Origin of the sequence: Sphingobium sp. B2D3C (assembly GCF_025961835.1) — a bacterium.
GTDB lineage: Bacteria > Pseudomonadota > Alphaproteobacteria > Sphingomonadales > Sphingomonadaceae > Sphingobium.
The window spans coordinates 1684527-1697972 of sequence record NZ_JAOQOK010000001.1 but is presented as its reverse complement, the minus strand read 5'-3'; the positions used below and the strand labels follow the sequence as shown (position 1 = coordinate 1697972).

The following is a 13446-nucleotide window of genomic DNA, read 5'->3' as shown; positions in this document are numbered from 1 at the left end:
GGTGCGTGTAAGAGCAGCGGACAGGGCGGCCGCGCCGCCCCGTCCTTCCGCCTTAGCGGCTGGCGACGGGCGTGACGCCCATTTCCTTGAGCAGCCGCTGCGCGCCATCGACCTTGTCCATCGTCCAGAGCATGAAGCGGCTGTCGACATGGATCGTGCGGTTGCGTTCGGCCACATAGGCCCAGTCGGAGATCACGCCTTCCAGCGTGCCGTCGAAGGCCAGGCCGACGAATTCGCCGCGCGCGTTCAGCGTCGAGGAGCCCGAGTTGCCATTGGTGATGTCCACATTGGACATGAAGTCCACCGGCAGCGTGCCCAGCTCCGGCGCGGCATAGGGGCCGTAGTCCTTGGCCTTGATCGCATCGATTGCGCCCTGCGGGGCATTGAACTCGCCCTTGCCGGTCTGCTTGGCGAGAAGGCCCTCGGCGGTGGTGAAGGCGGTCCAGATCTGGCCGTCCTTCTCCTTGCCCATCACCTTGCCCCAGGTCAGGCGCAGCGAGCTGTTGGCATCTGGATAGAGGGGCAGGCCGGCCGCCTGCTTGTAGGCCATCAGACCCTTCATATAGCCAGCCCGCGCGGCCTGCGTGCGACCCGACCGAGCCTTGGCGGCCTGCTCGCTTTCCATGTCGCCGGCATAGAGCGCGATGGCGAGCTTGATGAACGGATCGTCCGAAGTCTCGAAGGCGGAGGCGGGCTTGTCCAGCCAGCCCAGCCGGGTCGGCGTGTCGCCCAGCTTGGTCTCGCTATAGAGCCGGTCGAAGCCGATCTGCGTCAGCGCGGCCTCAAACTTGGCATCGCGATCCGCCGCATCGAGCTGGCGATATTCGACGAGCGCAGCCTCGAACAATTGACGATCGATCTTGGGCAAGAAGCGGCGCTCGACCTGACGGAGCCGGTCGACAATGCTCTCGCGGTCGCGCTGCTGGAAGCCGCTCTCGCGCTGGGCGTCGGGCTTTTCCTGCTCCTTGGCCCAGCGATACAGGGTGCGGGCCGCGCCGAGCAGTTGCGCGCGGTTGAGCAGGGAGGTGCGCAGGCCGGTGAGGGAAGCCTTGTTATTCTCGATGACCACCGCATCCAGTGCCGCAAGGTCCGCGCCATAGCGCGCCTGACGGGCCGCATCGGCAGCGACCCAGTCGCGGAAGGCCTTTTCCTCGGCCGGCTTGCGCTCATCGAGGCGGATGGCGTCGGCACCGACAAGGTCGCCGGCGAGCTTCTTCTCGTAATTCTCGGCCCCGGCGAGGATCGAGGCGTAACGGATCTGCGCCTCACGATCGCCAGCGGTCACCTTCTCGATCTGCGTCGCATAATCGCTCAGCAGGCGCTGCCAGAGCGGCTCATATTCCGCGAAGTTGAACAGCACTTCATCGCTGGTGCGCAGGCGATTGGTGGTGCCGGGGAAGCCGGCGACCATCACGAAATCGCCTTCCTTCACGCCCTGCGAGGCGATGCGCAGCCAGGACTTCGGGCGGTAGGGGACGTTCTCCTTCGCGAAAGGCTTTGAGCTGCCGTCCGGCCCGACATAGGCGCGATAGAAGCCGAAGTCGCCGGTGTGGCGCGGCCACATCCAGTTGTCCGTCTCGCCGCCGAAATTGCCGAGCCCTTCGGCCGGCGCATAGACGAGGCGGACGTCCTGAATCTCGAGTTGCTGCTGGAGATAATAGGCCGCGCCGCCATAATAAGGCCGAACGTCACAGCGGCGGTTGGCCTGCTTCTCGCATGCCGAGATCAGCGCCTTGCGATTGGCGTCCAGCTTCTCGTAACGGGCGAGGCCATCCAGGCGGGGCGTCACGCCGCGCATCATCGCGCTGGTCACGTCGCGCAGATCCTCGATCACATAGATGCGCGATCCAGGCGCAGCGGGCAGTTCCTCGCCCAGTTCCTTGGCGAGAAAGCCATTGGTCAGATAATCCCGGCCTTCGCCGCTATTATACTGGATGGACCCTTGCACACAGTGATGGTTGGTCGCGACCAGCCCCTCGGGGCTGAGGAATGCAGCCGAGCAGCCGCCGAGCGACACGATGGCGTTCAGCGGCGCGGCATCCAGCCGTCCGAGCTGATCGGGTGAGAGCGCCAGGCCATCGGCCTTGAGCGCCGCGCCAATGTCCTTGATCTGGCCCGGCATCCACATGCCTTCATTGGCAGCGGCCGGTGCGGCGAGGGCGAGGAGGGCGGTGCAGCCCGCGAGAGAAACGATATGATGGACACGCCGAGGCATGAGGCAAGGCTCCTGCAAATTTTGAGGTTGCCCTGCCTATCGCGCCATGAATGGGCGAACGCAAGCCGGGGCAGCCCGTTCGACCGGGCCGCCCTGAGCTGACGTTACGTCACCGGCAAGGTCGCCTCAGGCCTGCAGGCCGTTGTCCGCCTTGATCATGTCCGCAGCCTTCTCGCCGATCATGATGCTTGCGGCATTGGTGTTGCCACCCACGATTCGCGGCATGATGGCGGCATCGGCCACGCGCAGGCCCTGGAGGCCGTGGACGCGCAGGCGCGGATCGACCACCGCCATGTCATCCTGCCCCATGGCGCAGGTGCCGACCGGGTGCAGGGCGGTGTTGATTGCGCTGCGCACCCAGGCATCGATCTCCGCATCGCTCTTCACATTCGGGCCGGGCATCACCTCCCCGCGCAAAACGTCGCTCAACGGTGCGGTGGAGAATATCTCGCGCAGTTGCGGCACGAGGCGGCGGAAGAAGGCCCGGTCGTTCTCGGTGGAGAGCACGTTGGAGAGGATGCGCGGCTTTTCCGTCGGGTTTGCCGAGCGCAGCTTCACCCAGCCGCGACCCTCGGGCCGCAGCAGCACGCAGGCCATGGCCACCACGTCCGCCTTGGGCTTGCGCCAGCCGGGGAACCAGGTCTGCGCGCCGATCATGGTCGGCTGGAACAGGCACTGCGCATCCGGGCGCTCAAGCTCGGGCCGGGTCTTGATGAAGCCGTTGGCGGTCACCGGCATATCCGCGATCATGCCGCCGCGCGTCAGCAGCCACTGCAGCGCGGCAAGCGCCGAGCGGTCGATGCGCAGGCTGTTGGTCAGCGTCACGCTGCGCGCCGCTGCATTGACCATCGCGACCGAAGGGTGATCCTGCAGGTTCATGCCGACGCCGGGGAGGTGATGCACTACATCGATGCCCTGCTCGGCGAGATGCTTGGCCGGGCCGATGCCGGAGAGCAGCAGCACCTGGGGCGAATTATAGGCACCGCCCGAAAGGATGATTTCCTGCGCGGCGGCGACCCGCTTGTCCCGGCCTTCGCTGTCGCGATAGTGAACCGCGACCGCGCGGCCGTTGGCGACCTCGATGCGGGTGACCAGCGCGCTGGTTTCCACGGTCAGATTGGGCCGCGACATTGCCGGAATGAGGAAGCGCGCGGCGGTGCTGGCGCGCGTGCCCTCATGGATGTTGAGCGGCGGCGGTCCCCAGCCTTCCTGCTCGGCGCGGTGGAAGCTGTCGCGCTCGTCATAGCCGAGCGATTTTACGGTGCTGATGAACCGTTGGTAGAGATCGTTGGTCTTGGGCTGCTGCTTGACGCTCAGCGGGCCGCCCTTGCCATGCCAATGGTCCTCAGGGCCCCAATGATTTTCCGATTTTTTGAAGTAGGGCAGCACATCGTCATAGCTCCAGCCCTCGCTGCCGAGCTGGCGCCACTCGTCATAATCCCGCGCATGGCCGCGCGCGTAAAGCATGCCGTTGATCATCGACGAGCCGCCCAGCGCCTTGCCGCGCGGCTGGCGGATCTGGCGGTTGTCGGCGAACGGTTCCGGCTCGCCCATGTAGCTCCAGTTGAACTTGGGATCGGCCATCACGAACGGGAAGAGGATCGGCATGGTGAGGCGGATGTCGCGCTCGCGACGGCCGGCCTCCAGCACGAGGACCTTGGCATTGGGGTCTTCCGACAGGCGGGCGGCGATGACCGCGCCGGCCGAGCCGGATCCGATGACGATGAAGTCGGGCGTGGAGCTGTTGGCCAAGACTCAGAGTTCCTTGAAGCGGGCAGATTTGATGTGCGTGAACTTGCCGTTCGCGATGCGGTACAGGATGATGCTCTCGATCTCGCGCACATCGCCCTTCTTGGTCGGCCACATTTCGAATTCGGGCCAATCCTTGATCGTCTCGAAGCGGGTGTGAACCCGCAGCGCTGCGCCGTCATCGGCGAGAATGAGGTCGAGGATCGTCAGCGTTTCCTCGAAATGCGCCTTCACGCCGCGATAGAAGTCGCCGATCTTCTCCCGGCCGACGATGTGCATCCGGTCCCCCAGCTGAAAGTCCACGTCATCTGCGTAGAAGCTGGTGAAGCCATCGAAATCATTGGCGTTGAAGGCGCTGATATAGCGCTCGAAATCCTCGCGGGTCATGCGGCATACTCTCCTGTGTGAACCAGTTCGTCGGCGGGCAGAACCTTGCCCTTGAGGATGTCCGCCGCCCGCTCGGCGAGCATGATGGTGGGCGCATTGATGTTACCGCCAGTCTCGTCCGGCATCACCGAGGCATCGATGACCCGCAGGCCTTCCATGCCGATCACCCGCAACTGCGGATCGACCACCGCCATCGGACCGGTGCCCATCCGGCAGGTGCCGAGCGGATGCTGCGTGGTCGTCGTCGTGGCGCGGATATGCTCATCCAGCGCCTCATCGCTCACCACATCGGCGCCGGGCGAGATTTCCTTGCCGGTGATCTCGGCTTGCGGCGAAGTGGCATAGATCTTCCGCGCAATGCGGATGCCCGCCCGCGCCGTCGCGAAATCGGCCGGCGCGCTGAACAGGTTGAGGAAAATGCCGACATGATCGTCGGCCTTGGGTGATTTGAGGAACACCCGGCCACGGCTCTCCGGGTGGAGCAGGATGACGTCGGCGGTCAGCTTGTGCGGCGGACGCTTCTTGATGCCGGGGAACCACAGATGCGCGTCGAGCGTCACGGGGTTGCACCAGAGTTGAATGTCCGGCTGGGCGAGGCGCGGGTCGGTGCGCAGCACCGGGTTGGCGCTGTTCACCTGCCGCGCAAAGGGGCCGGTGCCCATGAAGTACCAGCGCAGCACGGAGAGCGTTGCCCTGTCGAAGCGCAACTCATTGACGAAGGTCACCGGCGCAGCCTCGAATAGCACGGGCGTACGGGGATGTTCCGAGAGGTTCTCGCCGACGCCGGGCAGGTCATGCACGACCGGGATATCCATCTCGCGCAGGTGCTGCGCCGGGCCGATGCCGGAGAGCATGAGCAACTGCGGCGAATTGTAGCTGCCGCCTGAGAGGATCACCTCGCGGCGGGCGAGGGCGGTCTTGAGGACGCCATCGTGGCGATACTCCACGCCGGTCGCCCGCTTGCCCTCAGTCAGCACGCGCTGGGTCATGGCGTTGGTCAGCACCGTCAGATTGGGCCGGGCCATGGCGGGCTTGAGATAGGCGGCGTAGGTCGATGCGCGGCGGCCATTCTTGTCGATGGTCAGCTCGACGCGGCCGACACCTTCTTCATCCCCATCGTGAATATCGTCGGTGATCGGGAAGCCGGCGTTGTTCGCGGCGGCCATGAGTTCATCGTGCAGTAGCCATTTGGTGGCGTTGGGCGTCACGCTCAGCGGGCCGTCGGCGCCGTGCAGATCGGACGCGCCGCGCCAGCTGCGCTCCATCTTGCGGAAATAGGGGAGCACATCGGCGTAGCTCCAGCCCTTGCAGCCCATCTGCGCCCAGCGATCGAAATCGGCGCTGTGACCACGCATGAACACCATGCCGTTGATCGAGCTGGAGCCGCCGAGCAGCCGGCCGCGCGGCAGGATCAGCTTGCGGTTGTTCATGTGCGGCTCCGGCTCCGTCCAATAGGGCCAGGTGTAGCCGGGCTTGAACAGCGCCTTGAGGAAGCCGAGCGGCATCCGAATCAGCCAGTCATCGCCACCGCCGCCTGCCTCCAGCAGCAGGACGCGCACATTCGGGTCCTCGGTGAGTCGCGCCGCGAGCACCGACCCGGCGGACCCCGCGCCGACGATCACATAATCAAAGGAATTTTCGGACAAAGTCACTCTCCATGGACTTCCGGCGCGCTAGAGTTGGCGTGGACGCATGTCTGCTGTTATTGAGGAGATCATGATGATTCAACATGATCTCTGCCGTCAGGGTGCCGACGGCTGCTGGAAAGGATGTCTGTTTCGATGAATGCGCCTTATAATCCCGGTCTGCTTGAGCAACTGCGTATGCGCTACGCTAACGGCCCGGTCAAAATGTTGATCGGCGGGCAGTGGGTCGAGGCCGCATCCGGCGAAACCTTCGAAACGCTCAATCCCTCGACCGGCGAACTCATCGCAAATGTCGCCAGCGCCGGCGAGGTCGATGTGGACCGGGCCGTTGCCGCCGCGCGCAAGGCGTTCGAGGGTGCCTGGTCGGGCGTGAAGCCGACCGAGCGGACCAATTTGCTGCTCAAGCTCGCCGATCTGCTCGAAGCCAATGCCGAGGAACTGGCCCTGCTGGAGACGCTGGACGTAGGCCGCCCCATCCAGTTCTCGCGGATGATCGACGTTGCGGGCGCCGTTGGCCAGCTGCGCTACAATGCCGGCTGGGCGACCAAGATTTTCGGTGAGACCGCAGAGATCAGCGCACCGGGCGAATGGCTCTCCTATGTGCTGCGCGAGCCGGTTGGTGTGTGCGCGCAGATCGTGCCGTGGAACTTCCCGCTGGTGATGGCGATGGGCAAGCTCGCCCCTGCGATCGCAGCGGGCTGCACCGTCGTGCTCAAGCCGGCCGAGCAGACCCCGCTCAGCACGCTGCGGCTGGGCGAGCTGGTGCTTGAGGCGGGCTTCCCGGAAGGCGTGATCAACATCGTCTCGGGCTTCGGGCGGACCGCCGGCGCGGCGCTGGCTGCGCACCGCGATGTCGACAAGGTCTCGTTCACCGGTTCGACGGTGACCGGCAAGGCGATCATCGAAGCCTCCAAGACGAACTTCAAGCGCGTACAGCTCGAACTGGGCGGCAAGTCGCCCACCTATATCTTTGCGGATGCGGACCTCTCCAAGGCCATTCCGGCAGCGGCGATGGGTATCTTCTTCAATGCCGGTCAGGTCTGCGCAGCGGGATCGCGCCTGTTCGTGCATGAGAAGGTGGCTGATGCCGTGCTGGAAGGCGTGGTGAACATGGCGCGGGGCATGAAGGTCGGCCAGACCCTCGATGCCTCGACCATGATCGGCCCGCTGGTCAGCGCGGCGCAGCTGGACCGCGTGACCGGTTATATCGAGTCCGGCCGCCAGGAAGGCGCCAGCGTGCTTGCCGGCGGCGATCGCCTCTCCGGTGAGGGCTATGAGGGCGGCTATTTCGTCCAGCCCACCGTGCTGGTGGATACCAAGCCCGACATGCGCGTGCGTGCCGAGGAAATCTTCGGCCCGGTGCTCTGCGCGATGCGTTTCAATGATGAGGACGATGTCGCGGCGCTGGCGGCGCGGGGCAATGAGACGGAGTTCGGCCTGTCCGCATCCATCTACACCCAGAATATCTCCACTGCACACAAGCTGGCCCGGCGCCTCAAATCCGGCACCATCCGCATCAATGGATCGGGCGGCGTCGATCCCGCGCTTCCGCTCGGCGGCTACAAGGCCTCCGGCTGGGGCCGTGAGAATGGCAAGGCCGGCGTTGAGGCCTATACCGAGCTCAAGGCGGTCAGCGTCGCCCTCTAAGGGCGCGCTGCGAATTATAGTGCCGCCTCGGGTCTACCGGGGCGGCCCGAGGAGAGGGGGAGCGCAATTGAGCGCAAAGGATAACAATAACGGGGCGGCGGGCCCTCTCGAAGAAGCCTGGCGCATCTTCGATTCCCGCCACCTTCCTTATCGTCTGCTGATGCTTGGCAAGATGCTCGACCGGCTTTCGGTCCAGCATATCCGGGACAATGCGGGTGTCTCGCTGGCGGAGTGGCGGGTGCTGGCGCATTTGGCCGTAATGGGCACCAAAAGTGCCAGCGAAGTGTCGGCCGCCGCGCTGGTGGACCGGGCGGAAGTCAGCCGGGCGGTGCGGGTCCTGGAAGAAGAAGGCTTCCTGCGGCGCGAGGAAAACCCCCGAAACCGCAAGAGCAGCCTATTGGTGCTGACCGAAAAGGGGCAGGACAGCTACAAGCGGGTCCATATGGATCGGCGCAAGTTCTTCAGCATGTTGACGGCCGATTTCAGCGAGTCCGAACTGTCGGACCTGGACGGCATGTTGCTGCGCATGGCCAAAAGGGCCGACCAAATGGGGCGTGAAGGCGTTCCTTCAGCGAGGAAAAAGCCTTGAATTACGACGATTATGTCGCCGACTTCAACGAAGGGCAGGATGATCGCCTTGTCGAGCGGTGGTTCGCGCCGGATTGCGTGATGTACAGCAGCACCCGCGTCTGCCGTGGGCGCGATGGCCTGCTCGATTTCCTCGACTGGGCGCATGACGGCGTACGCGAGGTCATCCGCCCCCGACTGGTGCTGCAGGAGGGCAACCGGCTGTTCGTCGATGTGGACATGGATTTCATCTGCCACGCGCCGCGCCCCGATTTCCCCTTCGCGCCCTTGCTGCCGGGCGACATTCTGACGGTGCGGTTCTTCGTGACCTACCTGTTGAACGAGGCCGGGCAAATCCAGGAATTGTGCTCCATGACCTGGCCGGCGGAGCAGGGCGTCACCAAGGCGCCGATGCTCTCATCCCATGCGGGCGGGCGGGCGGCCTATCATGCCTATGCGGCGGCATTCAGCGCTGGCGATATGGAGCGAGCAGGCCGTTACTACACAGAGGATTGTGTGCTGCGGCTACCCTCAGTGCCTGTCATCAACGGGCGCGATGGCATCTGCGACTTCTATCGCACCATGTTCCAGACCGTACGGGAAGATCTCACCATCCATGGGCTGGTGATCGACGATAATGGGATTGCGGTGGATTGCACCAGCACCTTCACGGCGCAGCAGGACGCGCCCGATTTCGTGGTCGCGCCGCTCAAGCAAGGCGAGAGCATTCAGGTGCGCGTGTTCGTCGTGTACGGATTGCGCAATGGGCAAATCGCGACGATCGACGTGGCGCGGGCAGGCGCCGTGGCACCGCCCGCGTCCGCCTGATCGTCAGGTTATCGACGGCTGGAATGCTGGCGGGTCGCTGGCGGGAAAGGACTCGTCCGAGGCTTCGTCAATCTCGTCCCATTTGCCCGGGGCGGGCTTGTGCTTCATCGCATCCGGCCCGGCATCGCGGACCTCGGGGTTTTCGTCCGTCTCGGTTTTCGTCTTGGGGTCTTCGGGCATCGACATCTCAAATCCTTTCGTGATTTCCTTGTCGTCTGATCGATCAACGCCTGCGTGCGCCAGCAGTTGCATGGCCCTGTCGGAAGCGGAACGCGTCCTGCCGCGTTAGGCAGCTATGAAGGCATCCGGTTTTTATCGCGCGATCCGCTGGCTCGTCTGGGCGGGCGTTCTGATTCTGGCAGCGTTGCTGGCGTTCGCGCTGTTCCGTCCGGCCCCGCAGGATCTCCCCTGGACGCCGCTTTCGCTGGATCAGCCGATCGGCCTGTTCACGCGGCACAAGCTCTCGGGATTGCGGGATGATGCGCCGCGATGTCGCGCCTTGCTGCATCGCGCCGGGGTGGAGACGACGGCGGTGCCGGCTTCCGGCAGCGACCAATGCCGAGTCACGACCGCCACCCGCCTCGCGGCGGGGCAGGACATGCTCGCCCTTTCGCCGACGGACGTGGCCCCGGCCTGTACCATTATGGCCGCCACCGCGCTCTGGACCTGGCAGGTTGTCCAGCCTGCCGCGCAGCAAATCCTCGGGGCGTCTGTGGTGCGCATCGAGCATCTGGGCAGCTATAGTTGCCGGCGGATGTACGGGAGCGGCGAAGGTGCGTGGAGCGAACATGCTACCGCCAATGCGTTGGACATCGCCGGCTTCGTGCTGAGCGACGGTCGCCGGATCTCGGTGCTGCGGGATTGGGAAGGGGAGGGCGAAGAGGCCGCGTTCCTGCGAACCGTGCGCGATGGCGCATGCCGCCTGTTCTCTACCGTGCTCTCGCCGGATTATAACCGCCAGCATGCCGATCACTTCCACTTCGATCAGGCGGATCGGGGCGGGGTCAGCTGGGGCGTTTGCCGCTGATCAGCCGGTCTCGACCTGCTCCTCTTCCAGCCAGGCGATCAGGCCGCGTTCTGGGCGGCTGAGCCATTTGGTCTGGCGCGGCAGGCGCGTTTGCTTGCGGAATTCGCTCGCCCCGTCGCGCGCAAGGGCGACGAGATTGGGGTGGATGTAGGATTTGCGGGCTATGGCCGGCGTATTGCCCAGATGTTCCGAGACATGGGTCAGCATCGCCGTGAGGGTGGAGACCTCCTGCTCGTGGAGCAGCCAGTCGAACGCGAGCACGCTCGCCCGCCATGTCCGGAAGTGCTTGGCAGTGAAATCCGCGCCCATCGTCTCGCGCAGATAGCCGTTCACATCCGATGAGGAGACCGGTGAGGCGGTGCCGTCGTCGCGCAGATACTGGAAGAGGTGCTGGTCCGGCAGATCCTGCATCTGGCGAACGAAGCGAATGAGGCGGCGGTCCGTCATGCTGACTTCGCTCAGCTTGCCCGACTTGGCCTTGAATCGCAGGGTGAGGCGGCTGCCGGTGACCTTGGCATGGCGCCGGCGCAGGGTGGTGGCGCCAAAGCTGCGATTGTTCTTGGCATAGGCCTCGTTCCCCACGCGGATGCGGCCGCTGTCGAGCAGCTGGACGACCGAAGCGATGGCCCGCTCGGCGGTCAGGCCGCGCCCGGCCAGATCATCCTCCACCCGGCGGCGCAGCAGCGGCAACAGCGCGCCGAACGCGGCGCAACCCTCATATTTGCGGGCGTCCCGCTCGGCCGTGAAATCCGGGTGGTAGCGATATTGCTTGCGCCCGCGCGCATCGATGCCCGTTGCCAGAATATGGGCATGGGCATTGGGCGCAAACCAAGCGTCGGTATATGCCGGCGGCAGGCCGATGCGGTTGAGCCGGTCGATCTCCGCCCGATCCTTGATACGTTGGCCTTCCGCATCGAAATAGGCCCAGCCGCGTTTTCCACTCGGTCGGCGGCCGATGCCCGGCATGCTGTCGTCGACGAAAATCAGCGCGTGTGTCATACTCGGGGCCGCTCCTTGTCTATCCACGGGGCTTGTCCATGGGCATGGACGAGCGCACAACGCGCAAGCTGTGGGTTTGGACCCAGCCGGCGGCGTACGTAGACAGGCCCGGCAGATGACAGTGGAGAAACCGGTGACGAAGATGCGGGAAGAACGCGACAGCCTGGGCCCCATCGACGTGCCTGATGCGGCCTATTGGGGCGCCCAGACGCAGCGCAGCATCGAGAATTTTCCGTTCGGCCCGGCTGAGCGAATGCCGATCGGCATCGTCCATGCGCTGGCGATCGTGAAAAGCGCTGCCGCGCATGTGAATCGCGCGCACGGACTGGCCCCGGACATCGCCGATGCCATCGAGACGGCGGCGGCAGAGATCGTGGCCGGCAAGCTGGACGATCAGTTCCCCCTGGTCATCTGGCAGACCGGCAGCGGCACCCAGACCAACATGAACGTGAACGAGGTGATCGCCGGCCGGGCCAACGAGGCGCTGACCGGTCAGCGCGGCGGTAAGGCGCCCGTTCATCCCAATGACCATGTCAATATGAGCCAGTCGTCCAACGACAGCTTCCCGACGGCGCTGCACATTGCGGCGGCCCGCGGGTTGGTCGAACGGCTGCTGCCCGCGCTCGATCATCTTGCCGATCTGCTCGGCGCGATGGCGAAGGCTTGGTCCGGCATTGTCAAGATCGGCCGGACGCATCTGCAGGACGCGACGCCGCTTACGCTCGGGCAGGAGTTCTCCGGCTATGCCCAGCAACTGTATAACTGCCGCAGCCGTCTCTCCCGCGCCCTGGAAGACGAGCTGATGCCGCTGGCGCAGGGCGGCACGGCGGTCGGTACGGGCCTGAATGCGCCGCAAGGGTTCGGCGAGGCGGTGGCCAAGCAGATTGCGGCGTTGACCGATCTTCCGTTCAGGACTGCGCCCAACAAGTTCGAGGCCTTGGCCTCCAACGATCCGCTGGTCCAGCTCTCCGGGTCGCTGGCGACACTTGCCGTCGCGCTGACCAAGATCGCCAATGATATTCGCCTGCTGGGTTCAGGGCCGCGTTCGGGGCTGGGCGAACTGGAATTGCCGGCCAATGAGCCGGGCAGTTCGATCATGCCCGGCAAGGTCAATCCCACCCAGTGCGAGATGTTGACGATGGTTGCCGCACAGGTGATCGGCAATCATCAGGCCGTGACGGTCGGTGGCTTGCAGGGGCATCTCGAACTCAACGTCTTCAAGCCGATGATCGGTGCGGCGATCCTGCGTTCCATCGATCTGCTGAGCACGGGAATGGAGAGCTTTGCCGAGCGCTGCGTGGAAGGCATCGTGCCCAATGAGGCGCGCATCGCAGACCTGGTCGAGCGCTCGCTGATGCTGGTCACTGCCCTGGCCCCCGAGGTCGGCTATGACAACGCCGCCAAGATTGCCAAATATGCCCATGAGCAGGGCCTGAGCCTGCGCGAGGCGGCCTCTGCGCTCGGGCTTGTCGATGCGGCGACCTTCGATCGTCTGGTGCAGCCGCAGTCCATGATCTGACCGAACCGGCCTTCTGGACGCCGATGCGACACGGCGTGACTCGCTGTCGATCGGTTTGCCGCTTTACCCGGAACCCCTGCGCTATCTGGCCGTTGGTTTGGCAGATGGCGTCGCGCTGACGCGCCGCCTCAAGACGCAGGGCCGGCATAGTCCGGCATTGGCACCTTGGTCCCGGTTGGATCGGCAAACCCCTTCCGTGGATCGAGGCCTACCTTCAACAGGAAGAGGACCAGGCTCATGGCTACCGAAATCGCAATTGACGAAACTCAGCGCCTCATCTCCTCCGACAAGGTCGAGGGCACGACGGTGTACAATCGACAGGGCGAGAAGCTCGGGACGGTGCGCAACTTCATGGTCGATAAGCGCAGCGGCAAGGCTGAATATGCCGTGATGTCGTTCGGCGGGCTGTTCGGCCTCGGAAGCGATTATTATCCGCTGCCGTGGGACATGCTCGATTATGATACCGAATATGGCGGCTATGTCGTCGACATCGAGAAATCCCGTCTCGAAGGCGCGCCGCGATATGCGCAGGAAGACCCCGTCTACGACCATGGCTACGGCCGGCAGGTCTACGGATATTGGGGGATCCCTTATCCCTTCGTCTGATCGACAGGCACAGGCCGCCCGGCACGAACGGGCGGCCTTTTAATTTGGAGGCTTACATGCCAGCCAAATCCAAAGCGCAGCAGAAAGCCGCCGGGGCAGCTTTGTCTGCCAAACGCGGTGACAGCACCAAATCCGACCTCAAGGGCGCCTCACGCGAGATGTATGACTCGATGAGCAAGAGCCAGCTTGAGGATTTTGCCTCCGGCAGCCGCAAGGGCAAGCCGGACCACGTCAAGTGACGTGCTGAACGGAAGAA

The 13446-nt window shown here is 64.6% G+C and carries 13 protein-coding genes; 7 read left to right on the top strand and 6 right to left on the bottom strand.

The features are described from left to right. Positions 1 to 52: 52 nt before the first annotated feature. From M2339_RS07895 to M2339_RS07880, 4 genes are all read right to left on the bottom strand, one after another. Positions 53 to 2215, bottom strand: coding sequence for a S46 family peptidase (locus M2339_RS07895; protein ID WP_264586983.1), 2163 nt, complete (start codon positions 2213 to 2215; stop codon positions 53 to 55). 126 nt (positions 2216 to 2341) lie between these two features. Further along, a complete protein-coding gene (locus M2339_RS07890) occupies positions 2342 to 3967 on the bottom strand; it encodes a GMC family oxidoreductase (protein ID WP_264586984.1) in 1626 nt (541 codons plus the stop codon). Between the two features lie 3 nt (positions 3968 to 3970). After that, positions 3971 to 4351, bottom strand: coding sequence for a nuclear transport factor 2 family protein (locus tag M2339_RS07885; RefSeq protein ID WP_264572543.1), 381 nt, complete (start codon positions 4349 to 4351; stop codon positions 3971 to 3973). After that, positions 4348 to 5997, bottom strand: a complete 1650-nt coding sequence (locus tag M2339_RS07880; protein ID WP_264572544.1) for a GMC family oxidoreductase — start codon at positions 5995 to 5997, stop codon at positions 4348 to 4350. Before M2339_RS07880 ends, M2339_RS07885 begins: the two co-directional genes overlap by 4 nt. 135 nt (positions 5998 to 6132) lie before the next feature. Between M2339_RS07880 and M2339_RS07875 the strand changes: the two genes are divergently transcribed. From M2339_RS07875 to M2339_RS07865, 3 genes are all read left to right on the top strand, one after another. Next, the gene (locus M2339_RS07875; RefSeq protein ID WP_319799394.1) at positions 6133 to 7644 is read left to right on the top strand and encodes an aldehyde dehydrogenase family protein; all 1512 of its coding nucleotides are present in this window, start codon (positions 6133 to 6135) and stop codon (positions 7642 to 7644) included. A 67-nt stretch (positions 7645 to 7711) separates the two neighbouring features. Continuing rightward, positions 7712 to 8233 carry a MarR family winged helix-turn-helix transcriptional regulator gene (locus tag M2339_RS07870; RefSeq protein WP_181559323.1) on the top strand — a complete coding sequence of 174 codons (522 nt, stop codon included), beginning with the start codon at positions 7712 to 7714 and terminating at the stop codon, positions 8231 to 8233. Continuing rightward, positions 8230 to 9039, top strand: a complete 810-nt coding sequence (locus M2339_RS07865; protein ID WP_264586985.1) for a nuclear transport factor 2 family protein — start codon at positions 8230 to 8232, stop codon at positions 9037 to 9039. Before M2339_RS07870 ends, M2339_RS07865 begins: the two co-directional genes overlap by 4 nt. A gap of 3 nt (positions 9040 to 9042) precedes the next feature. On the opposite strand, the gene M2339_RS07860 is transcribed toward M2339_RS07865, so the two are convergent. After that, on the bottom strand, positions 9043 to 9225 hold the full coding sequence (locus M2339_RS07860; protein WP_264572224.1) for a hypothetical protein: 183 nt from the start codon (positions 9223 to 9225) through the stop codon (positions 9043 to 9045). Between the two features lie 109 nt (positions 9226 to 9334). Between M2339_RS07860 and M2339_RS07855 the strand changes: the two genes are divergently transcribed. After that, positions 9335 to 10066, top strand: coding sequence for an extensin family protein (locus M2339_RS07855; RefSeq protein WP_264586986.1), 732 nt, complete (start codon positions 9335 to 9337; stop codon positions 10064 to 10066). On the opposite strand, the gene M2339_RS07850 is transcribed toward M2339_RS07855, so the two are convergent. Continuing rightward, the gene (locus tag M2339_RS07850; RefSeq protein WP_264586987.1) at positions 10067 to 11065 is read right to left on the bottom strand and encodes a DNA topoisomerase IB; all 999 of its coding nucleotides are present in this window, start codon (positions 11063 to 11065) and stop codon (positions 10067 to 10069) included. 115 nt (positions 11066 to 11180) lie between these two features. Between M2339_RS07850 and fumC the strand changes: the two genes are divergently transcribed. The 3 genes from fumC to M2339_RS07835 all read left to right on the top strand — a co-directional run bounded on the left by fumC (position 11181) and on the right by M2339_RS07835 (position 13429). Beyond that, entirely contained in the window at positions 11181 to 12584 is a 1404-nt protein-coding gene (fumC, locus tag M2339_RS07845; RefSeq protein WP_413714771.1) for a class II fumarate hydratase, read from the top strand. A gap of 237 nt (positions 12585 to 12821) precedes the next feature. After that, on the top strand, positions 12822 to 13190 hold the full coding sequence (locus M2339_RS07840; RefSeq protein WP_181559327.1) for a PRC-barrel domain-containing protein: 369 nt from the start codon (positions 12822 to 12824) through the stop codon (positions 13188 to 13190). A 56-nt stretch (positions 13191 to 13246) separates the two neighbouring features. After that, entirely contained in the window at positions 13247 to 13429 is a 183-nt protein-coding gene (locus tag M2339_RS07835; protein WP_264570010.1) for a DUF3008 family protein, read from the top strand. Positions 13430 to 13446: the final 17 nt, after the last annotated feature.

What these genes read in the sequence shown, in the direction of transcription:
- M2339_RS07875 (WP_319799394.1), top strand. Translation starts at nt 6,133, where the DNA reads ATGAATGCGCCTTATAATCCCGGTCTGCTTGAGCAACTGCGTATGCGC.
- M2339_RS07855 (WP_264586986.1), top strand. Translation starts at nt 9,335, where the DNA reads ATGAAGGCATCCGGTTTTTATCGCGCGATCCGCTGGCTCGTCTGGGCG.
- M2339_RS07885 (WP_264572543.1), bottom strand. Translation starts at nt 4,351, where the DNA reads ATGACCCGCGAGGATTTCGAGCGCTATATCAGCGCCTTCAACGCCAAT.
- M2339_RS07840 (WP_181559327.1), top strand. Translation starts at nt 12,822, where the DNA reads ATGGCTACCGAAATCGCAATTGACGAAACTCAGCGCCTCATCTCCTCC.
- M2339_RS07835 (WP_264570010.1), top strand. Translation starts at nt 13,247, where the DNA reads ATGCCAGCCAAATCCAAAGCGCAGCAGAAAGCCGCCGGGGCAGCTTTG.
- M2339_RS07860 (WP_264572224.1), bottom strand. Translation starts at nt 9,225, where the DNA reads ATGTCGATGCCCGAAGACCCCAAGACGAAAACCGAGACGGACGAAAAC.
- fumC (WP_413714771.1), top strand. Translation starts at nt 11,181, where the DNA reads ATGACAGTGGAGAAACCGGTGACGAAGATGCGGGAAGAACGCGACAGC.
- M2339_RS07850 (WP_264586987.1), bottom strand. Translation starts at nt 11,065, where the DNA reads ATGACACACGCGCTGATTTTCGTCGACGACAGCATGCCGGGCATCGGC.
- M2339_RS07895 (WP_264586983.1), bottom strand. Translation starts at nt 2,215, where the DNA reads ATGCCTCGGCGTGTCCATCATATCGTTTCTCTCGCGGGCTGCACCGCC.